The organism is Kitasatospora sp. NPDC058190, assembly GCF_042883685.1.
GTDB lineage: Bacteria > Actinomycetota > Actinomycetes > Streptomycetales > Streptomycetaceae > Kitasatospora.
Window position 1 is genome coordinate 64,993 of record NZ_JBHVVI010000023.1, and the last position, 20,213, is coordinate 85,205.

General features: G+C 73.4%; 16 protein-coding genes. 3 read left to right on the forward strand and 13 right to left on the reverse strand.

The window, feature by feature from the left end; translation table 11 throughout:
- Positions 1-170 precede the first annotated feature (170 nt).
- Entirely contained in the window at positions 171-578 is a 408-nt protein-coding gene (locus tag ACFVWU_RS13900) for a YccF domain-containing protein (protein ID WP_387619454.1), read from the forward strand.
- Here the strand turns inward: ACFVWU_RS13900 and ACFVWU_RS13905 are convergent, their stop codons facing one another.
- The 8 genes from ACFVWU_RS13905 to ACFVWU_RS13940 all read right to left on the reverse strand — a co-directional run bounded on the left by ACFVWU_RS13905 (position 579) and on the right by ACFVWU_RS13940 (position 11,523).
- Entirely contained in the window at positions 579-1,022 is a 444-nt protein-coding gene (locus ACFVWU_RS13905) for an SRPBCC family protein (RefSeq protein ID WP_387619457.1), read from the reverse strand.
- Positions 1,023-1,085: 63 nt separating this feature from the next.
- A complete protein-coding gene (locus tag ACFVWU_RS13910) occupies positions 1,086-2,726 on the reverse strand; it encodes an AMP-binding protein (protein ID WP_387619459.1) in 1,641 nt (546 codons plus the stop codon).
- Between the two features lie 139 nt (positions 2,727-2,865).
- Positions 2,866-3,108: a chaplin gene (locus tag ACFVWU_RS13915; protein ID WP_387619462.1), complete on the reverse strand. Its 243-nt coding sequence runs from the start codon at positions 3,106-3,108 to the stop codon at positions 2,866-2,868.
- Positions 3,109-3,200: 92 nt separating this feature from the next.
- Positions 3,201-3,518, reverse strand: coding sequence for a hypothetical protein (locus ACFVWU_RS13920; protein ID WP_387619465.1), 318 nt, complete (start codon positions 3,516-3,518; stop codon positions 3,201-3,203).
- Entirely contained in the window at positions 3,515-6,085 is a 2,571-nt protein-coding gene (locus tag ACFVWU_RS13925; protein ID WP_387619468.1) for an Hsp70 family protein, read from the reverse strand. Before ACFVWU_RS13925 ends, ACFVWU_RS13920 begins: the two co-directional genes overlap by 4 nt.
- 31 nt (positions 6,086-6,116) lie before the next feature.
- The gene (grpE, locus tag ACFVWU_RS13930) at positions 6,117-6,878 is read right to left on the reverse strand and encodes a nucleotide exchange factor GrpE (RefSeq protein WP_387619470.1); all 762 of its coding nucleotides are present in this window, start codon (positions 6,876-6,878) and stop codon (positions 6,117-6,119) included.
- A complete protein-coding gene (locus ACFVWU_RS13935) occupies positions 6,875-7,300 on the reverse strand; it encodes a hypothetical protein (protein ID WP_387619473.1) in 426 nt (141 codons plus the stop codon). The genes grpE and ACFVWU_RS13935 overlap by 4 nt, the downstream gene beginning before the upstream one ends.
- 131 nt (positions 7,301-7,431) lie before the next feature.
- A complete protein-coding gene (locus tag ACFVWU_RS13940; RefSeq protein ID WP_387619476.1) occupies positions 7,432-11,523 on the reverse strand; it encodes a hypothetical protein in 4,092 nt (1,363 codons plus the stop codon).
- A gap of 355 nt (positions 11,524-11,878) precedes the next feature.
- On the opposite strand from ACFVWU_RS13940, the gene tnpB reads away from it, so the two are divergent.
- Together tnpB and ACFVWU_RS13950 are read left to right on the forward strand one after the other, a co-directional pair.
- Complete coding sequence (gene tnpB / locus ACFVWU_RS13945) at positions 11,879-13,294, forward strand: IS607 family element RNA-guided endonuclease TnpB (RefSeq protein ID WP_387619479.1); 1,416 nt, start codon at positions 11,879-11,881, stop codon at positions 13,292-13,294.
- A 71-nt stretch (positions 13,295-13,365) separates the two neighbouring features.
- Positions 13,366-15,162 carry a serine/threonine protein kinase gene (locus tag ACFVWU_RS13950; RefSeq protein ID WP_387619481.1) on the forward strand — a complete coding sequence of 599 codons (1,797 nt, stop codon included), beginning with the start codon at positions 13,366-13,368 and terminating at the stop codon, positions 15,160-15,162.
- A gap of 8 nt (positions 15,163-15,170) precedes the next feature.
- Here ACFVWU_RS13950 and ACFVWU_RS13955 read toward each other — a convergent pair whose 3' ends face one another.
- The 5 genes from ACFVWU_RS13955 to ACFVWU_RS13975 all read right to left on the reverse strand — a co-directional run.
- On the reverse strand, positions 15,171-15,707 hold the full coding sequence (locus ACFVWU_RS13955; RefSeq protein ID WP_387619484.1) for a hypothetical protein: 537 nt from the start codon (positions 15,705-15,707) through the stop codon (positions 15,171-15,173).
- Between the two features lie 10 nt (positions 15,708-15,717).
- Positions 15,718-16,782, reverse strand: a complete 1,065-nt coding sequence (locus ACFVWU_RS13960) for an ABC transporter ATP-binding protein (RefSeq protein ID WP_387619486.1) — start codon at positions 16,780-16,782, stop codon at positions 15,718-15,720.
- On the reverse strand, positions 16,779-18,332 hold the full coding sequence (locus tag ACFVWU_RS13965; protein ID WP_387619488.1) for an ABC transporter permease: 1,554 nt from the start codon (positions 18,330-18,332) through the stop codon (positions 16,779-16,781). The genes ACFVWU_RS13960 and ACFVWU_RS13965 overlap by 4 nt, the downstream gene beginning before the upstream one ends.
- Positions 18,329-19,387: an iron ABC transporter substrate-binding protein gene (locus tag ACFVWU_RS13970; RefSeq protein WP_387619491.1), complete on the reverse strand. Its 1,059-nt coding sequence runs from the start codon at positions 19,385-19,387 to the stop codon at positions 18,329-18,331. Before ACFVWU_RS13970 ends, ACFVWU_RS13965 begins: the two co-directional genes overlap by 4 nt.
- 381 nt (positions 19,388-19,768) lie before the next feature.
- Positions 19,769-20,213: IS30 family transposase (locus ACFVWU_RS13975; RefSeq protein WP_387619494.1), on the reverse strand; the 445-nt coding region annotated here is incomplete at its 5' end.

The following is a 20,213-nucleotide window of genomic DNA, read 5'->3' on the forward strand; positions in this document are numbered from 1 at the left end:
CCCGCGCGGCATCGGTGGCCGTCCGCAGGTTGTCGCGGCTCCCCCCGCCCGACCTGTGGTTGCAACCCGGACCGACCCCTGAGGATCAACCCCTAAGGGCGTAGACACGCTCGCCGACGGGCATGGCACGGTCGTAGTGCAACGCCATCAGCCATGAGAAGGTATCAAGCATGAGCGCAATAAAGTTCATCCTCAATGTCATCTGGTTGGTTTTCTGCGGCATTTGGATGGCTCTTGCCTACGTGCTCGCCGGAATTATCTGCTGCCTGCTCGTAATTACCATTCCATTTGGCATTGCCTCGTTTCGGATCGCCGGCTTCATACTGTGGCCGTTCGGGCGGACAACCGTCGAGCGGCAGGACGCCGGCGCCGCGTCTTGCGTCGGCAACGTGATCTGGTTCGTGTTCGCCGGATGGTGGCTGGCCATCGCGCACCTGGCCACCAGCATCCCGCTGTTCCTGTCGATCATCGGGATCCCGTTCGGCTGGGCCAACCTCAAGATGATCCCGATCTCACTGATGCCGCTGGGCAAGGAGATCGTGCCGAGTGACGAGGCGTTCGGGGTGCCGCGGTACTGATCAGGGGGCGAGGCGGGCTTCGAGGTCGCGGAGGTCCTTGGTGAGGGACCTGCGGACCTGGCAGGACATCAGCGGGGCCGCCAGGCGGTAGTGGCGGGAGGAGTCGCCGCGGACCCGGATGCGGGCGAAGGTGCCGGACCGGGTGGGCTCGAAGGTGTAGGTCACGTGCATGGGCATGGGGCCGGCGACGGAGACCATGTCGAGCATCCGCGGCGGGTCGTAGCCGGCCACCCGGAGGACGTAGTCGATCCTCTTGCCGAGGAAGTAGGCGGTCCGGGTGACCTCGGCGCCGACGCCGAAGCCGCCGGTGTCGGCCTCGCGGGTGAGGGCCGCGCTGCGGATGCCCTGGGTCCACTCGTGGTCGTGGCGCCAGTCCATGGCGTAGGCGGCGACGGTTTCCGGCGGGAGGGCGATCGTGCGTTCCACGGTGACGTCGAGAGGCATGATCCCACTCTCCCGCCGGGTACCCGGGCCGCCTCCCGGGCGGGCCGAAGGGACCGGAAGGCTCTAGAGGCCGAGGATGCGGACGGCCAGCTCGCGCATCTCGACCTTGCGGATCTTGCCGGTGACGGTCATCGGGAACTCCTCGACCACGTGGACGTAGCGCGGGATCTTGAAGTGGGCCAGCCGCCCCGTGCAGTACGCGCGCACGGCCTCGGCGGTGAGCTGATCGGCGCCCTCGCGCATCCGGATCCAGGCCATCAGTTCCTCGCCGTACCTGACGTCGGGGACACCGATCACCTGGACGTCGAGGATGTCCGGGTGGGTGTAGAGGAACTCCTCGATCTCGCGCGGGTAGAGGTTCTCCCCGCCGCGGATCACCATGTCCTTGATCCGCCCGGTGATCGCCAGGTAGCCGTCCTGGTCCATCACCGCGAGGTCCCCGGTGTGCATCCAGCGGGCCGCGTCGACGGCCTCGGCGGTGCGCTCGGGCTCGTTCCAGTAACCGAGCATGACGGAGTAGCCGCGAGTGCACAGCTCGCCGGGTTCGCCGCGCGGGACGGTACGGCCGGTGGCCGGGTCGACCACCTTGACCTCCAGGTGCGGGCCGACCCTGCCGACGGTGGAGACCCGGCGCTCGACCGAGTCGTCGGTGCGGGTCTGGGTGGAGACCGGCGAGGTTTCCGTCATGCCGTAGCAGATGGAGACCTCGGCCATGCCCATCCGGTCGATGACCTCCTTCATCACCTCGGTCGGGCAGGGCGAGCCGGCCATGATGCCGGTGCGCAGGCTGCCGAGGTCGTAGCGGGCGAAGTCCGGGTCGGCGAGTTCGGCGATGAACATGGTCGGCACGCCGTACAGCGCGGTGCAGCGCTCGGCGGCGACGGCGGCCAGGGTGGCGCCGGGTTCGAAGGAGGGGGCCGGGATGACCATGCAGGCGCCGTGCGAGGTGGCAGCGAGGTTGCCCATCACCATGCCGAAGCAGTGGTAGAAGGGCACCGGGATGCAGATCCGGTCCTGCTCGGTGTAGTTGAGCAGCTCCCCGACGAAGTAGCCGTTGTTGAGGATGTTGTGGTGCGAGAGCGTCGCGCCCTTGGGGAAACCGGTGGTGCCGGAGGTGTACTGGATGTTGATCGGGTCGTCGGGCGCCAACTCGCCCTGGCGCTCGGCGAAGAGAGCGCGTAGCGCGGGATCCGCCCCGCGGCCGGCCGACAGGAGGGCGTCCCAGGCGGGACCGCCGAGCAGCACCACCCGCTCCAACTCGCGGCAGTGCGGCCGGACTTCCTCGATCATCGCGGCGTAGTCCGAGGTCTTGAAGCGCTCGGCGGCGACCAGCACCCGGATCCCGGCCTGGTTCAGCACGTACTCCAACTCGTGCGCCCGGTAGGCCGGGTTGACCGTGACCAGGATCGCGCCGAGCTTGGCGGTGGCGTACTGGGTGAGGGTCCACTCGGCGCAGTTGGGGGCCCAGATGCCGACCCGATCGCCCTTGGCGATCCCGAGCTCCAGCAGGCCGAGTGCCAGCGCGTCCACGTCGGCGGCGAGTTGGGCGTACGTCCAGCGACGGGCGGTGGGCCGGTCGACCAGGGCGTCGCGCTCGGGGAAGGCGCGCACCGCGCGGTCGAGGTTCTCCCCGATGGTGTCGCCGAGCAGCGGGACGTCCGAGGTGCCGGAGGCGTAGCTGCGCGGGGCGGGCGTGGTCGGCACGGGCTGGCTCCTGGGTGCGGAGGTGCGGGACGGGGACCATGGTCGCCCTTCCCGGGCCCGCGCCGCCACCCCCGAACGGGGGTGCGGACACGGCACCGGGGCCGCCCGTCGGGTTCGACGGACGGCCCCGGTGCTGCTGTCACCCGTTGATGCAGACGACGTTGCCCGCCACCGGGTTGAGGAACCCGGGCAGGTTGAACGTGTTGCCGCAGATGTTGTTCTCGAAGTTGATCGGAATCTGGATCTGGTTGCCGGAGAGCACACCGGGCGAGTTGGTGGCGATGCCGTTGGCGGTCGCGTCGCCGGCCGCGGCGGTGCCGGCGCCCGCGAGGACCGCCACCGCGGCGAGCGCGGTGGCGGCGAGGGTGGTGCGAATACGCATTGCGTCACTCCTTGTGAGGGTGGCGAAGAACCGTGTGACGATCACACTCGCACCGATCGAACTTCACCGCAGGCCGGGAGCGTCCGCATTGGTCAATCGGAGGGCGTGTCGCCCTCCCGCGCCCCCGGTGCGGGCCCGGCGGGCCCGGCCACGCTCAGTGATTGCAGCAGCTCCCGGGCCACTTCCAACCCGGGTTCGGCCGCCACCGCGCGGTGCAGCAGACCGAGCGCGAGCGCCCCGTCCCCGGCCGCCAGGGCGTCCAGCGCCCGGTTGTAATCGATCCGACCGGCGTAACGCAGCCGGAACAGCACGCTCAGGTCCTCCCGGCAGGACGGGCAGCCGAGCGTCTGCGGGTCCGCCGGCACCCGGCACAGCGGGCACTGCACCTCGAGCAGGCTCACGGTGGTCATCGCGGACCGGCCTCCTCCGGGCGCACCGGGCCGAGCGACTCGGCGGCCGGCTCGCTGCCGAGCTCCCGCTGCGCCTGCGCGTACAGCGCCAGCAGATTCGACATGTGGGTGTTGACCGCCTCCATGTTGGGCGCCTCGACCGCGTCGTCCAGCCCGCGCAGCTCCGCCATGATCCGCTGGCCCAGGGCCGGCGAGACCATGTTCTGGTTGACGTAGACGTTGCACATGGTGAGCATCCGGAAGGTGTGCCCGAGCGAGTCGCACAGCTCGTCCGCCTTCTGGGCCGCGCGCATCGCGCCCTCCCAGTCGGCGGCCTCGCGGCGCAGCCGCAGCTCGGCGGCCACCGAGCGCAGCCGGTCCAGGTCGCTCGGGTCCAGGTGCTTCTCGCAGTAGTGGATGAACAGGCTCAGGTACGCCTCCGAGCCGCGCACCCAGCGCTGGGCCTTCAGCTGGCGCTGGGCCCGCTCCAGGGCCTCGTCCACCGACTGGCCGCGGGTCTGCCCGGCCGCCAGGTCGTCCAGGGTGTCCATCAGCCGCTGCGCCTCGCGCATCTCGGCCTCGGTCAGCTCGCCGCCCCAGCGGTCGGTGAAGGTCTCGATCTGCCGCTGCTGCTCCTCGACCTGCACCTTCAGCTCGGGGTCGAGGGTGACCCGCTCCAGCTTGACGGTCTTCTCGCCGCCGCCCTGGATCCGCACCGACAGGGTGATGGTGCGGTCCCGGTCCAGGCCGAAGGAGACCTCCACCGGGGTGCGGCCGCCGAGGCCCTCGGGCAGCCGCAGGGTGAGGTGGCCGATCAGCTCGTTCTGCTGGGCGACCTCGTGCTCGCCCTCGTAGACGGCGATCTCCAGCCGCTGACGGCCGCTGCCGGAGACCACGAACTCCCGGCTGACCGGCGAACTGGTCGGGTAGCTGGTGTTCTTGGGGATGATGACGGCGAGGCGGCCGTCGTTGAGCTCGATGCCGAGGTTCTTCGGGGTGATGTCGAACGGGTTGGTGACCTGCATCAACTCGCCGCATTCCGAACAGACTTCAGTGCCGGGCGGGTTGACCTTGGCGCAGGAGGCGCAGCGCAGGCCGACATCCTCGGCGGCGGTGGAGGCCACCTTGGTCTGGCCGGGGGCGGCCGAGTTGAGCGGTTCGCCGCACAGCTCGCAGGCGGTCACGCCGGGGGCGGCTGGGGTGCCGCAGCGCGGGCAGTTGTCGCTGCGCAGCACGGTGGTGGCCTGCGACTGCCTCGGGACGGTCGCGCCGGAGGCGGCCGAACCGGCCATGTCCTGACCGCACTTGGGGCAGTCGGCGGCGTCGGCGACGACCGGGATGTGACAGGTCGGGCAGGAGACCCGGTCGCCGCCGAGCAGGGAGGTCGCGCAGTTGGCGCAGTTGGAGGCCGACAGGTCCCCGGGGGCCCGGCACTCGGGGCACTCCACCTCGCCGACCAGGGCGGACTGCACGGCCGCGCCGAGCGCCACGCACTGCATCGGGTTGACGCCGCGCTTGATCCGGTGGTTGCCGAACACCTCGCCGAGCCGCCGGGCGACGAGCGGGATCGAGGTCGAACCGCCGACCAGCACCACCTCGTCGATGTCCCCGACGGTCAGGTTGGCCTGCATGATGGCCTTGTGGGTCAGCTCGATGGTCCGCTCGATCTGGGCCTCGATCAGCTCCTCGAAGCGGGCGCGCTCGAACTCCGTCTCCAGCACCAGCTGTCCGGCACCCAGGCCCGGCAGGATCACCTCGGAGGACTGCTGGTTGGACAGCTCGATCTTGACGGTCTCGGCGGTGGAGGCGATCTTCGGGCGGTCGCGCAGGTCGGGCTGGTAGTCGGAGCCGTACTCCTCGCGGATGTCCTCCAGCAGCGCGGTGGTGATCGCGCGGTCGAAGTCGTCGCCGCCGAGCAGGTTGTCGCCCTCGATGCCGAGCACCGAGACCGAGCCGGGCACCAGCAGCAGGATGGAGATGTCGAAGGTGCCGCCGCCCAGGTCGTAGACCAGGACGGTCCGACCCTCCTCACCGGCCTCGCCGGCGAGCCCGTACGCGAGCGCGGCCGCGGTCGGCTCGTTGATGATCCGCAGCACGTGCAGGCCGGCCATCCGGCCCGCCTCCTGGGTGGCCGCGACCTGCCGCTCGCCGAAGTAGGCGGGGACGGTGATCACGGCTCGGTGGAAGGGCTCGCCGAGGCGTTGCTCGGCGTCCTCCTTGAGCCGGTGCAGGATGATCGCGGAGATCTCGATCGGGGTGTAGGAGCGGCCGTTGAACCAGACGTTGACGTCGCCGTCGGTCCCCGCGGTGACCTTGTAGTCGACCTCCTTGAGAGCCGCCTGCACCTGCGGGTCCTTGAACTTCCGACCCATGAAGCGCTTGACCGAGCGGATCACGTTGGCGCCGTCGATGGCGGTCCGGCTGCGCGCGGTGGAGCCCACCAGAAGCTCGCCCTTGCGGCCGCTGCCGACCACGGAGGGCGTGGCCTCCTGGTTCTGCCGGTTGAAGATGATCTCCGGCTCGCCCCGGCGCAGGTGGGCCACCACGGAGTTGGTGGTGCCCAGGTCGATGCCGAGTGTGCGGTACATGTCGTTCCCCTCTTGCCCCTCGTGGTCCTGGCTACTTCTTGCGCTTGCCGCGCTTGCCCGGCTTGCCCGCGGCCCTGGCCTGCCGACGGACCCGGGGTGGGACCGGCCTGGCCCGGGCTTCGACGGGCTCGACGGGCTCCGGCTCTCCGGTCACCGGCTCTACGGGCTCCGGCTCGACGGTCACCGGCTCGACGGCGGGAGACTCGGCGACCGACGGCTCGGCGCCGGTCCCCTCGACGGTCTCGGGTTCGACGGACTCATCGGGCCTGAGCTCCGCGATCCGGGGATCCTCGACCGGCGGCAGCGCCGACTCCGGTGCGGCGACCACCACTTGGGCCCGTCGCAACACCTCCTGGTCCCAGAAGAACCCGGTCACCACCGTCTGCACCACCGTCTCCGGCGCCACCCCCGGCCGTACCTCGATGCCGACGATCTCGGTCAGCGCCGGGTCCGCCGCCAGCCCCTCCAGCCGCATCGGCCGCACCCCGGCCTTGGCGAGCCGGCCGAGCAGCCGTCGGCGGGTGGCCTCGATGCCCGCGCCGCGCCCGAGCGCCACCAGCTCGCGGTCCAGGCCGAGGGCGGCGAGCGCGTCGTCCACCTCGACCAGGACACCCAGGAGTTCGCGCTGCTCGGCCCTGGCGGCCTGCTTCTGCTCCGTCAGCTTGCTGCCCAACAGCGAGGCGCGGAACAGCAGTTGACTGAACTTGGCGTCCAGGTCGACGGACTCGACGCCCGGCGGGACCTCCAGCCGCCGGTGGCCGTCGAGCGGGGATGCGGTCGGTGCGTCGGTCATTCGGGAACCTCGATCTGCGGCAGCACGGACAGGTCGGCCGCGTAGCGGGCCGGGACGGGCGGTTCGGGGTCGGCCCCGGCGGGTGCGGGCTCGGCGAAGTCGGCGGCCAACTCGGCGCGGTGCAGGGCGAGAAGGGCCGGGGCGGGCGGCAGCGGCGGGCGCTCGATCACCAGCAGCGGTTCGGCGAGCGCGGGCGCGAGGAGGTCGGCGGCCTGGTCGACCGGCTCCGGCGGGAGCGGCTGCTGGAGGTCCGCCTCCAGTCGGCGGTCCGGGTTGCGCAGCAGCGCGGCGGCGTCCTGGATCTGCTGGCGGGTGAACCGGCCCGCCTTCAGCGCCTTCCCGACCGAGAGGTTGATCTCGCGCACCCCGGCCGTGAGCGGGATGCCCAGGACCTCGTACGGCGAAGGTTCGTGCAGTGGCATGGCGGGCGGTCCCTCTCCTCACGGCTCGGACGGGTCGAACGGGTCTGAACTCAAAGCTCCTGGTGGCGAACTGACGACAGATCAAGCCACCGCACGGTCTACGACGACGGCGGCTCCCGTGCGGTTGCCGGTCACCGGAGCCGGTTGATCCGCGTCTGCAGGGCACGCAGCTCCCGGTCCCCCGGGTTGCACTCGATGGCCGTGGCGATCAGCTGGCGGGCCTCCCAGTAGCGGTGGGCGTTGGCCTCGGCGACGGCGTAGGAGCTGAGAACGATGCCGAGTTCGCTGTTCAGCTTCGCGGTGTCCTCCGGCGAGCCGGACAGGTCGAGTGCCTCCTTCAGCAGCCGGATCGCCTCCCCGTAGCGGCGGGCCTCGTAGTGGCCGATCGCCTCACCGCGCCAGACGCTGACCATCAGGCGCCGGATGTCGGCCGAGTCGTCGTAGGACTTGGCCTTCTGCAGCATGGCGGCCTGGGTGGTGAACGGGCTGTCCTGCATGTTGTCGATGACGTGGTTGGCCAGCAGCACCGCGACCCGGCGCGGCGCCTCGCGCGCGACGTCGCCGTCCCACTCCGGGTCGACGCGCAGGGCCTCGGCCATGTGCGCGACGGCGCGGGTGCGGTGGTCGGCGAAGGCGGCGGAGCGGGCGAGCTGGCGCAGCACGAAGGCGAGGCCGAGCCGGTGGTCCGGGTCGTCGCTGAGCTCGATCAGCCGCCGCCACATCTCGGCGGCCTCCTCCAGTTCCGCGTCGGTGGCCTCGGGGCGGCTGAGCTGGCCGGCCCTGTTGCCGAGGGCGGCCTGCAGGAAGCGTAGGGCGGTCAGGTCCCCGGGGACGAGGTCGAGGCTCTTCTGCAGCAGGGCGAGGGCGCGCGGGTAGTCCTTGTCCTCGTTGTTGATCTTGCGGGCCCACTGGGCGTAGGTGGCGCCGAGGTCGCCGCGCACCTCCTGGTCGTCCGGGGCCAGCGCGAAGGCCTTCTCCAGCAGCGCGGCGGCTCCGGCCTGGTCGTCGTCGCTGCCCTTGAGCAGGGCGCGGGCAGCCCGGACGCCGGACTCGGCGGCGATCCTGGACGCGTCGGCGGGCAGCACGGCGCCCGGGACGGTCCGGGCGCGGGTGAGGCAGTCCAGGGCCTCGCGCCAGTCCTGGTTGCGGTGGTGCTCGCGGGCCTGGCTGACCAGGGACTCGCCGAGCAGCGCCTGCCAGCCCTCGCCGCGCTCGTGCTCGGCAACCGCGTCCAGGGCGGCGACGGCGGCGGCCTGACGGCCCTGGAGGCTCAGGTAGCGCTGCGGGCCGAGCTCGCCGAACAGGCCGAGGGCCCGGGTGAGCGCGGGGGCGTCGGGGCCCGCCGGGCGCCGCCAGGCCCCTACGGCCTGCTCGAAGGCGGCGGCCCAGGCGGCGAGTTCGGGCTCGGCGCGCAGCAGCCGGTCGAGGGTGGGACCGACGGCGAGGCGACGGGCGGGGCGGCCGGGCAGCGTGATCCGGACGTCCTGCTGGGCGAAGGCGTCGGCGGCGTGGGCCTCCATGCCCAGGCGCAGGGTCCAGGCGGTGACCTCGTCGCCGCTGCGTCCGGCGGCCCGGTCGAGGGCGCGCAGGTCCTCGTGGAGGCGGTCGGTGAGCGCGGTGCGGGCGGTCGCCATCCGCTCCGGTTCGGGGGTGCGGCCGGTGATCCGGGCGGCCTCGTTCCACAGGCCGGGCTGGTGCAGGGCGGCGACCAGGCAGCCGAGGGTCCAGGCCCAGACGTCCTGGTCGTCGGCGGTCACGGCCAGCCGGTAGCCGGCGAGGCCGAGGGCGTGCAGCACCCGGGGGTGGGCCGGGTCCTCGCGCAGGAGCGCGCGGTAGGCCTGGTAGGCCTCGCGGTGGCGGCCCTCGACGGCGTGCTGGTGGGCCTCGTGCTCGGCGAGCAGGGCCAGAGCGCCGGCCGCCTGCGGGTGGGCGGGAGCGAGGGTGAGGGCCTGGCGCAGGTCGGCGGCGGCCCGTCCGGGCTGTTCGGTGGCGAGAGCGGCGCCGGCCCGGCGGACCAGGACGGCGGCCCGGGCAGTGCCGGCGTCCTCCGGCAGGTCGGCCAACGCCTCGTCCAGGCGGCCGAGTTCGGCGCGCAGCAGGGCGAGGTCGAGCCGCAGCGGCGCGGCGGCGGCGCTGTCGCCGAGTGCCTCGGCCCAGGCGGCGAGGACGGGTTCGGCCTGCTCCGGGGTGCCGGCCCGGCGGGCGCAGTCCAGGACGGCGCGCAGGGCCGGGCCGGTGCAGCGGACGCAGCGCGGGGAGGCGGCCCCGGCAGGGGCGTGCAGGTGTGCGGCGCAGCTCTCGCGGCCGCAGCCGCCGCAGGTGCCGGTGGCGGGGCCGGCGCAGACCGCGCAGTCGCCGGTGGGGTGCGCCGGTGCCGCCATGGGGGCGGTCAGGAAGTGGCGGTACCAGTCCAGTGCGGTGGCCCAGTTGCCGGCCCGTTCGGCGAGCAGGGCGCGCAGTCGGGCGAGCGCCGGATCCCCGGCCGGGTCGGGGTCGAGCGGGCCGAGCAGGGCGATGGTCTGGACCGGCCGGCCCGCCAGCAGGGCCACGGCGGCCAGGTGGTAGCGGTCGCGCGGCCCGGCGGTGGCGTCGAGCAGGGCGGTGACCTGCTCGGGGGCGCCCCCGGCCAGGGCGAGGGCGGCGCGCAGCCGGGACTGCCGGTGGGTGAGGGCGCCGGGCAGGGCGTCGGCCAGGGCGAGCGCCGCGGCGGCGCGTTGGCGGGCTTCGGGGTGGTCGCGGCCGGTGACCAGCAGGTGGGCGGCCTCGCGCAGGGCGGCTTCGCGCAGGGCGGCGCGGTAGCCGGGGGCGGCAGGGTGCTCGGCGGCGGCCTGCTGCCACAGTTCGCGGGCGGCGCCCGGCTCGGCGGCCAGCCGGGTGCGGGCGAGCCGGTCGCGGGCCAGGGCCCGACGCTCACTCAGCTCGGGGTCGTCCAGCTGCTCCCAGCGGGCGAGGGCGCCGGCCTGGTCGTCGGTGCGGGCGAGGGCGAGGCCGTGGTGGAAGGCGGCGATCCGGCTCCAGCGGGAGTCCGGTTCGGTGTCGGCCTCGGCGCGCAGGATCGGCTCGGCGTCGGCCGGCTGGCCGGCGGCTGTCAGGGCGGCGCCGAGCCGGACCCGGGCGGCGCGCCAGTCGGGGGCCTGGCCGAGGCCGGCCCGGTAGTCGGCGGCGGCCTCGGCCGGGCGCTCGGCCCGCTCGTGGACCAGGGCGAGGCCGAACCGGGCCGGGGCGAAGGAGGGTTGGACGGTCAGGGCCGCGGTGAACTGCTCCCGGGCCTGGTCGTCGGCGCCGAGCAGCAGGGCGAGCCGGCCGAGGGCGTAGCGCGGTCGCGGGTCGCTCGGGCTCTCCCCGGCGGCGGCCGCGAGGTCGGACCAGGCGGCGTCGGTGGCGCCGAGCCGCTGGCGGGCCAGGCCGCGGAAGAGCAGGCTCTCGGTGCGCAGCGCCGGGCCGCGCCCCCACGGGGAGGGCTCGCCGGGGCCGCGGCGCAGCGCCTCGTCGAAGGCGGTGACGGCGGGTTCGTCGCGGTGCAGGGTGAAGAGTTGGGCGCCCCAGCGGAACCAGAGTTCGCCGCTGCCGCCGGGGGCGGCCGCGGCGAGCAGGGGTTCGGTTTCGGCGGCCCGGCCGGTGGCCCGCAGCAGGGCGACCCGGGCGAGCACCGGCCAGTCCCGGCCGGGCAGGGCGGCGAGGGCGCGGGCGGTGGCGTGGTCGCGCTGGTCGGCGGTGCCCTCGTGGCACAGCCGTTGCAGCCAGTGCTGGGTGCGGGCGGCGGCCTCGGCCTCCTCGCCGGGGTCGGCGCCGGCGGCGGTGGCCTGGAGGAAGGCGAGCAGCGGCCCGAGGTCGCCGTCGGGGGCCTGCATGCGTTCCTCGGCGAGGCGGCGCAGGCTCCACCGGGGCAGTTGCCGGGCGGGGTCGGCGAGCAGCGGGAAGGCCTCGCGGTGCAGGGCGAGGGTGGCCTGCTGGTCGCCGGTGGGGATGGTGGCCTCGGCCTGGCCGAGCAGGGCGAGGCCGCGCTGCGGGCTCAGCTCCCGGGGGCCGTTGGCGAGTTGGCGGGCCAGTCGGGCGTAGCGGCGGCGGGCCTGCGGGGCCTTGCCGGCGGCGAGTTGTTCGGCGGCGGCGGCGAGGGCCTTGGCAACGCCGGTGGCGTCCAGGGCCGTTCGCCGGCGCGCGAGTACGACGGCGGCCACACCGGCCAGTGCCACCACGACCAGCAGCACCGCGATCAGCAGCATGCACCGTCCCCCTGTTGTTCGACAGTCGCCCACCGCATGATCAACAGTCCCCGCACGATCATGAGTTGACGTGATTTCGTGATGTTGCTCGGGCGCCATCAGAATAGGCCCTCCTCGGGGCGGCCGAACAGGAACCCGGACTATCCTGGGCAGCGCGCGAGCTGCGCGACAGCCGCGTGTCCACTGGGATGATGAAGCGTCAGAGGCAGTGATCTCCGCTGCCACTTCTCGGGGCAAGTCTCAGCGATTCGGTCATTTCGACCGATTGTCAGTGCTGTCCGGTATGGTCCGGGGTGTTGCCGATCTGGCTCTGGCTGGGGGGGTCGTGCGGAAGTTTGAGCAGCGTCCTGGGTTCGTGGTCCAGGCCTACCGTTTCGCGCTCGACCCGAACGCCGATCAGGACGGTCGGTTGCGGTCGCATTGCGGTGCCGCTCGCGCTGCGTACAACTGGGCGGTGTCTTGGGTCAAGGCGTCGTGGTGGCAGCGGAAGGCGGAAGAGTCCTATGGCATCCCCGAGGCCGAGCTGACCTCGTGGCGGCCATGGTCGTTGCCCGCTCTGCGAAAGGTGTTCAACGAGGTCAAGAAGACCGACCCTCGCTTCGCCGACTGGTGGGAAGAGAACTCCAAGGAGGCGTACTCAACCGGTCTGGCGAACGCCGCCACCGCGTTCGACAATTACGCGAAGTCCAAGCGCGGCCGGCGCAAGGGCAGGCTGGTGGGGATGCCACGCCGGAAGTCGAAGCACAAGGCCCGGCTGTCGTGCAGATTCACCACCGGCGCCATCCGTGTCGAGGCGGACCGGCGGCATGTGACGCTTCCTCGACTCGGGACGATCCGTACCCACGAGTCCACGCGCAAGCTCGAACGACGGATCCACAACGGCACCGCCCGTATTCTGTCGGCGACCGTGCGGTACGAGCGGGGCCGCTGGTTCGCCTCTTTCCAGGTCGAGGTCGTGAAGAACGAGCGGGTGGCAGTGCGGCCCGATGTTGCGGTGGGTGTGGACCTGGGCGTGAAGTGCCTGGCGGTGATGGCCGACAGCACCGGCGAGGTCCGGCACGTGCCGAACCCGGCCCACTACGACACCGCGCTCAAAAGACTCAAGCGCCTCTCCCGCCAGGTCTCGCGCCGCCAGGGCCCGGACCGGTGCACCGGGCGGAAACCGTCGAAGCGGTGGCTGATCGCCAACGCCGAGCGCAACCGCGTGCACCACAAGGTGGCCAACCTGCGCACCGACGCCCTGCACAAGCTCACCACCGGCATCACGGGCGAGTACGGCACCATCGTTGTCGAAGACCTCAACGTGGCCGGCATGCTCAGGAACCACCGTCTGGCCCGGAAGATCCAGGATGCCGGATTCGGCGAGATCCGCCGACAGATCACCTACAAGACCGGATGGGCCGGCGGCACGATCATCGTCGCGGACCGCTGGTACCCGTCCAGCAAGACCTGCTCGAACTGCAAGACAGTGAAAGCCAAGCTGCCACTGCACATCCGAGTGTTCACCTGCGATGCCTGCGGCCTGGTCATCGACCGGGATGAGAACGCGGCCCGCAACCTCGCCGACCTCGCGTCGGCCCGCACCACGGGTACCGGAGTGGCCGGAGACCCGGACGCGCGAGCGTCGAAACCGCGTGGAGCCAACCGGAAGACCCGCGCCACTGCCCACAGCCGCAAGGCTGCGGGTAGGCGGGCAGGTGGCGTAGTGCCGCAGCAGCGGAAGGAAGCGCGAGACCGTCACCAGGACACCACGGCACTCACGTTGTGGTGACACCGTTACGGACCATTCCGTCCGAAAGGTCGGGATTGCTGATATTCGACTACAGAATCAGGAACGGTCGCGTGTCCGAGTCTCGTTGGGTGCCCGGGCTCCGCTTCGGGCCCGAGTTCGACCCCGAGCAGTACGAACTGCTGGAGTTCCACCACCGCGGCGGCGAGGCCGAGGTGTGGCGGGCCGTTCGTACCGGCCACAACGGGATCAAGGAACTGGTCGCCGCCAAGATCATGCTGGAGCGCGACCCGTCCGAGGTGCGCCGTTGGCTGGGGCGCTGGGACGACGTCTCGCACAACGCCCACCGGCTCGGCGTCAACGACCTGGTGGTGCCCAGCTTCCTGCTCGGACCCTCCCCGCACCGGCCGGGCACCGTGCCCTCCGGCGGGCTGCTGGGCTACCAGATCTCGCCCTGGGTCGAGGGCGTGCCGCTGCACACCTGGGCGCGCAGCCAGCGCGGCGGCCAGACGGCGGTGGCCGAGGTGCTGGCGCGGCTGTGCCGGATCGTCGACGAGCTGCACCGCAAGCGCTGGGTGCACCGCGACATCTCCCCCGCCAACGTACTGGTGGACGGCCAGGGCCAGGTCAAGCTGATCGACCTGACCTTCCTCGCCCCGCTCGACCACACCCTGACCGTCGCGGTGTTCACCCCCGGGCACGTCCCGCCGGAGGCCGAACAGGTCGGCGGCTTCCCGACCACCGCCAAGGACCTCTTCGCGGTCGGCACCCTGGCCCGCACCCTGCTGCTGCCCGACCACGGCCGGCTCGACCACCGGCTCGCCGCCGAGCAGGCCCGCGCCGAACTGCTCGCGGCCGGCTACGGCGAGGAGTTGGCCCGCTGGGCCTGCGAACCGCTGGCCCGGGACCCGGACCGCCGACCCTCCCCGCTCGGCCCGTGGGTCGCCCGCGGCCGCGAACTCCTGCGTGCCCACCGTCCGGTGGCCCGCACCGCGGGCCTGGCCGTCCTGCCCGACCGCGCCGGCCGGCCGCTGGTGGTCACCGGCGGCGCCGACGGCACCGCGCTGGCCGGCCCCGGCCGCACCGGACAGCGGCTGCCCGCCGGCCAGGGCCCCGGGGCGGTACGGGAGTTGGCGGCCGGCTGGGCCGGTCGCCAGGGCGAGCTGGTGGTCTGCGCCGAGGACCGGGCCGGCACCCTCTGGGTCGGCACCGCGACCGGCTGGTGGGAAGCGGCGCGCGGGATCAGCGGACTGGCCGGGGCGGTCAACTCGGCCGGGGAGCTGACGGTGTGGACCGCGGCCGGCGGCGCCCTGCGCTCCTACCGCTGGGCGCCCGGCCTCACCCTGACCGGCCAGGAGCACCCCGGCTGCCCCGCCGACCGGGTGCTCGCCGCCGAGGAGGAACGCCCCGGCGCCTGGCTGGTGCTGGTCGAGCACCGCGAGCGCGTGCTCAGCTGGCGGCCGGGCGACGGCCGGCCGCCCGTCCCGCTCGGCCCGCCGGGCGCCCTGCGCGCCGGGGCGCTGGCCCGTACCTCCGCCGGACCGCAGGCCGCCACCCTGCGGGCGGACGGCTCGGTCCAGCTGCACAGCCTGGGCCCGGCGGGGGCCGGGGCGGCCCCGGAGATCGGCGACGGGGAGCCCGCCCTCGGCATCGCCATGGTCGGCCACCGCGGCGGGCCGACCATCGCCCTGGCGGGCGCGGGCGGGGTACGGCTGCGGCTGCCGGCCGGCGGCGCCTCGCGGCGGCCGCGCTGGTGGCGGCCCACGCTGCGCCCGGCCACCCGGGTCGCGCTGGCCGTGGGGGACGACTGGCGGCTGTGCCTGGCGGCGGTGGTGGAGGGCGAGTTGCAGGTGTGGCAGGAGGACGCGGCGTACCGCTGGCAGGCGGTGGAGCTGCCGGAGGAGGGCTGAATCTCCGGCTACGCCTCCGGGCAGCCGTGGAGGAGCTCGGCGAAGGCCTCACCGGCGGAGTCGGACGGGAGGATCCGCAGCGCCGCGCCGCCGTCCGGTGTGCTGATCACGTAGCGCTCGGCGAGGTAGGAGAAGTCGTCCCAGGGCTCCCAGGCGTGGGCGCGCAGCAGGACCCGCCCGCAGCGGGTGCAGCCGATCCACGGCACCAGCACCAGGTCGGCGAGCTCCGGCTCGCTCCAGCCCGTCACCACTTCGGCCTCGTCGCGCTCGCCGTCGAGCAGCCGCACCGGGGCGGGCGCGCCGTCGCCCACGCAGCGCAGGATGCCGGGCGTGAGCCGCTCGCGCTCGCCCCACTCCTCGGCGAGCACGGAGATCTGCGCCCGGTCCGCACCGCCGACCGGGACCTGGCGGGCGAGCAGGCCCTCGACCAGCAGGCCGAGCCCGCATTCCTGCTCCCCGATGTCCCAGCAGTCCTTGACCTCCTTCGAGGCGGGCTCCGGGAGGAGATCGGCTATCCGGTACCAGAGGGCGGTGTCTTCGTTCACGGGTCGGACCCTAACCCCCGACCGATACCGCTCGGCCGACCAGGGCGTCCGGCAGCACGTGCACCGGCCCGGCGGCGCTGACGTACGCCTCGCCGCCCGTCGGCCACGAGCGGTCCGAGGCCGCGATCAGGATGTCCGGCAGCCCGGCGGCTTCGGGACGGAGTTCGACGCGGTGGTCGTGGCCCCGGAAGTCGCTGCCGATCACCTTCGCCGGGACCGCTCCCGCCACCGGCTCGGCCGTGAGCCGGAGTTGGCCCGGGCGGAGCAGCGCGAGGCCGCGGCCGGGGCCGGTGGCGGGAGCGGCCAGCGGCAGGCCGCCGAACGGCGTACGGGCCTCCCCTCCCGTGGTCTCGGCGGGGATCAGGTTCGCCTCGCCCAGCACCCGGGCGACGGCGGTGTCCGCCGGGCGGTGGTACAGCTCGTCCGGGCTGCCGGACTGGGCGATCCGGCCGTCGCGCAGCACGGCGATGGTGTCGGCGAAGGACAGCGCCTCGTCCTGGTCGTGGGTGACCAGGACCGCCGTGGTCCCGGACTGCCGCAGGGTGGCGGCGACTTCGCGGCGCAGCTCGGCGCGCAGCGCGGCGTCCAGGGCGGCGAAGGGTTCGTCCAGCAGCAGTAGGCGCGGTCGGGGCGCCAGCGCCCGGGCGAGGGCGACGCGTTGCTGCTGGCCGCCGGAGAGCTGGTGCGGGCGGCGCTCCCCCAGTCCGGGCAGGCCGACCAGGTCCAGCAGTTCGCCGACCCGGGCGCGGCGCTGCGAACGCGGCAGGCCGAAGCCGATGTTGGCGGCGACGCTCAGGTGCGGGAAGAGCGCGCCGTCCTGCGGGACGAGGCCGATGCCGCGGTGTTCGGCGGCGAGCCGGCTGCGGCCGTCGTCCAGGACGCGGCCGTGCAGCACGACCTGCCCGGCGGCGGCCGGGTGGAAGCCGGCCAGCACCCGCAGCAGGGTGGACTTGCCGCAGCCGGATGGGCCGAGCACGCAGGCGAGGGCGCCGTCCGGCACGGTCAGGTCGATGCCGTGCAGGACCGGGCTGCGCCCGTGCGCGGCGTGCAGGTCGACGACGGAGAGTCCGGTCATGGGGTGCTCCCGGGACGGCCGAGGGTGCGGCGGGTCAGCAGCAGGACGGAGGGGACGGACAGCGCGACCATCAGGGCCGCGTACGGCGCCGCGGCGCCGTAGGCGAGGCCGCTGGTGTAGACCCAGAACTGGGTGGCCAGGGTCTGGGTGCCGGTCGGACGCAGCAGCAGGGTGGCGGTCAGCTCGGTGGAGGCGGTGAGGCCGACCATGGCGACGGCGGCGCCGAGGCCGGGCAGCACCAGTGGCAGGGTGACCCGGCCGAGGACGGCGAGCGGCCGGGTGCCGAGCGAGCGGGCGGCCTCCTCGACGCCGGGCGGGACCTGGGCGAGGGCGGCGCGCACGGCCGTCAACGCCAGCGGGAAGAACAGCACGACGTACCCGGCGATCAGCATCGGCGGCTGCTGGTACAGGGGTTGGGCCCAGCGGACCGCGAAGTACACCACCGAGAGGGCCACCGCGATGCCGGGCAGCGCCCGGGTGAGGTAGGCGACCCGCTCGACCGCGCGGGCCGGCCGGGTGCCGCGCCGCCAGCCGTACAGGGCCACCGGGACGGCGGCGGCGGTGGCGACCACGGCCGCGCCGAGCGCGTACCCGAGAGTGGCCAGGGTGGCGCCGAGGACGGAGGCGGAGGGCAGGGTGGTGGAGCTGCCCTTGATCAGCCAGTACGCCAGCGCGTACAGCGGCACCCCGAGCGAGACGCCGACCAGCGCGGCCAGGGCCGCGAGCGCCGGGACGGTCCAGCCGCCGAGGCGCACGGGCGGGGCGGGGCGCGCGAGGGCGCCGTGCCGGGTGACCCTGGCCCGGCGGCCGGCCCAGGCCTCCAGGCCGACCAGCAGCAGGGCGAGCGCGACCAGCACCAGGGTGAGCAGGGAGGCCGAGGCCGCGTTGAAGCCCAGCTTGTACTGGGTGAACACGGCGGTGGCGAAGGTGGTGTACCGCAGCATCGCGAAGGCGCCGTACTCGCCGAGCAGGTAGAGCGAGACCAGCAGCACGCCGCCGGCCAGCGCGGGCCGGGTGAGCGGGAGGGTGACCCGCCACAGGGTGGCGAGGCGGCCGCGGCCGAGCGAGCGGGAGACCTCCTCGGCGGCGGCGTCGCCGTGCCGGAGGGCGGCCGCGACCGGCAGGAACACCAGCGGGTAGAGCGAGCAGGTCATCACCAGCACCGCGCCCCAGTAGCCGTGGACGGAGCGGAACAGCGACACCCAGGAGTAGCCGCGGACGAACTCCGGTACGGCGAGCGGCAGGGCGAGCGCGACGGTCCAGGCCCGGCGCCCGGGCAGGGCGGTGCGCTCGACCAGGTAGGCGGCGCCGAAGCCGAGGACGGCGGTGGCCAGGGTGACGGCGGCGGTCAGGCCGAGGGTGTGCCCGAGCAGGGTGGCGATCAGCGGGCGGCCGAGCAGCCGCCGGGTCTGGTCCCAGCCGGCCTGCGCGGCCTGGGCGATGACGAAGCCGAGCGGCGAGGCGACCTCCGCGCCGACGGCGACGGCGTCGGGGGCGAGCAGGCCGGTGGCCCGCCACCGCCCCCGCGGCCCGGCAACGGGGGTCGTCACTGGAGCAGACCGGCGTCCTGCAGCAGGGCCAGGGCCTGCTTGCCGTCGCCGAGCTGGGCCGGGTCGGCGACGGTGCCGATGCCGTCCAGGGCGGGCAGTTCGGGCTTGCCCTTCACGCCGTCGACCAGCGGGTACTCGTAGCTCGCGGAGTTCGCGATGACGGTCTGGGCCGGGGCGGAGGCGAGGTAGCCGAGGAAGGCCTGGGCGGCGGCATGGTGCTTGCCGTGCTTGAGGACGGCGGCGCCGGAGACGTCGACCAGCGAGCCCGGGTCCCCCTTGGGGAAGTAGTGCAGGGTCGCGTGGGTCTCGGCGGCGCCCTTCTCGTCGCGCATCCGGTAGAAGTAGTAGTGGTCGATGACGCCGCCCTCGACCTCGCCGCTGTTGATCGCGGCGGAGAGGGTCTCGTTGCTGTCGTAGACCTTGGCGTTGTCCTTGAGGCCCTTGAGCCACTGCTTGGCGGCGTCCTCGCCCTTGGCCTTGAGGACCTGGGTGACGACCGGGGCGAAGTCGGTCTCGCTGGGGGCGATGCCCAGGCGCCCCTTCCACTCGGGCTTGGCCAGGTCGAGGACGGAGGCGGGCGGCGCGGTGTCGGCGCCCTTGCCGGTGGCGGCGAGGAAGGCGGAGGTGCGGGCGGAGACGCCGACCCAGTCGCCCTTGCCGGAGCTGTCGTTGGCCGGGACGGACTTGAGGGTGTCGGGGGCGACCTTGGCGAGCAGGCCCTTGTCGCCGAGGACGGTGAGCGCGGGCGGGTTCTCGGCGTAGAAGACGTCGGCCGGGGAGGCGTCGGCCTCCTGGAGGATCTGGTTGGCCAGCTCGGCCTCGTCGCCGGAGCGCAGCTCGACCTTGATGCCGGTGCGCTTGGTGAAGTCGTCGGTCAGCGCCTTGACGGTCTGCTCGTGCTGGCCGCTGTAGAGGGTGATGGTCTGGCCGGCCAGGGCGGTGCCGGAGGCCGCGGGTGAAGCGCTGTCCCCGCCGGAGCTGCCGCACGCGGTGAGCGCGAGGGCGCAGGCGGCGAGGAGGGACAGGGCCGCGAGGGGCCTGGCGGTTCCGGGCATGGTGAGGGTCCTCCGGGGAAGCGAGTTCGGCCGTGCACGCCTGCGGCAGCCGCAGGGCATCGACCTGGCGACACGAGAACCTAGGGCAGGAAAGGCTTGCCTAACAAGTGTCGGAGCGTCACATCTCGGTCCGGTCGCGATGAGGTAGGACTTCGGTGAGCGCCACCCCAAGCCCTCGCAAAATACTCTTCAAGCGCAGGTCGGAGCAGGCGTGCCCGGACGAGGCGGATTCCGGCGGCCGATCGGGGTTGACGATCCGGTTGACGATCTTGACTACGGCGCGTGACAGCGATCGGCGGTCCAAGGAGGGCCCGGACGCGCCGAGGCCCCGGAACCGGGCAGGCGGTTTCTAGGGGTCGTTGCAACACGTGGTTGGTTTGATTAGGCCGCGAGCAGTTTATGCAGGCGCTCGGCTGGGGTTTCCCAGCCGAGCGTTTTGCGTGGGCGGCCGTTGAGTTCGGCGGCAACGTGGACCAGGTCCTCCGGGGTGTGGGCGGACAGGTCGGTGCCCTTCGGGAAGTACTGCCGGAGCAGGCCGTTCGTGTTCTCGTTGGATCCGCGCTGCCAGGGGCTGGCAGGGTCGCAGAAGTAGACGGGGACGCCGGTGGCGACGGTGAACGAGCCGTGCGAGGCCATCTCGGAGCCCTGGTCCCAGGTCAGCGACCGCACCAGGTGAGCGGGCAAGGTCTGGACGGTGGCCACGAGGGCGTCGCGCACGTGTTCGGCGGTGGGGCCGTTCGGCAGGTGCAGGAGCATCACGTAGCGGGTGTGGCGCTCGACGAGGGTGCCGATGGCGGAGGCGTTGTCCTTGCCGAGGATCAGATCG

Coding starts and splice junctions, on each gene's coding strand:
- ACFVWU_RS13900 (WP_387619454.1), top strand. CDS start 171: ATGAGCGCAATAAAGTTCATCCTCAATGTCATCTGGTTGGTTTTCTGC.
- ACFVWU_RS13905 (WP_387619457.1), bottom strand. CDS start 1,022: ATGCCTCTCGACGTCACCGTGGAACGCACGATCGCCCTCCCGCCGGAA.
- ACFVWU_RS13915 (WP_387619462.1), bottom strand. CDS start 3,108: ATGCGTATTCGCACCACCCTCGCCGCCACCGCGCTCGCCGCGGTGGCG.
- ACFVWU_RS13920 (WP_387619465.1), bottom strand. CDS start 3,518: ATGACCACCGTGAGCCTGCTCGAGGTGCAGTGCCCGCTGTGCCGGGTG.
- ACFVWU_RS13925 (WP_387619468.1), bottom strand. CDS start 6,085: ATGTACCGCACACTCGGCATCGACCTGGGCACCACCAACTCCGTGGTG.
- grpE (WP_387619470.1), bottom strand. CDS start 6,878: ATGACCGACGCACCGACCGCATCCCCGCTCGACGGCCACCGGCGGCTG.
- ACFVWU_RS13935 (WP_387619473.1), bottom strand. CDS start 7,300: ATGCCACTGCACGAACCTTCGCCGTACGAGGTCCTGGGCATCCCGCTC.
- ACFVWU_RS13940 (WP_387619476.1), bottom strand. CDS start 11,523: ATGCTGCTGATCGCGGTGCTGCTGGTCGTGGTGGCACTGGCCGGTGTG.
- ACFVWU_RS13960 (WP_387619486.1), bottom strand. CDS start 16,782: ATGACCGGACTCTCCGTCGTCGACCTGCACGCCGCGCACGGGCGCAGC.
- ACFVWU_RS13970 (WP_387619491.1), bottom strand. CDS start 19,387: ATGCCCGGAACCGCCAGGCCCCTCGCGGCCCTGTCCCTCCTCGCCGCC.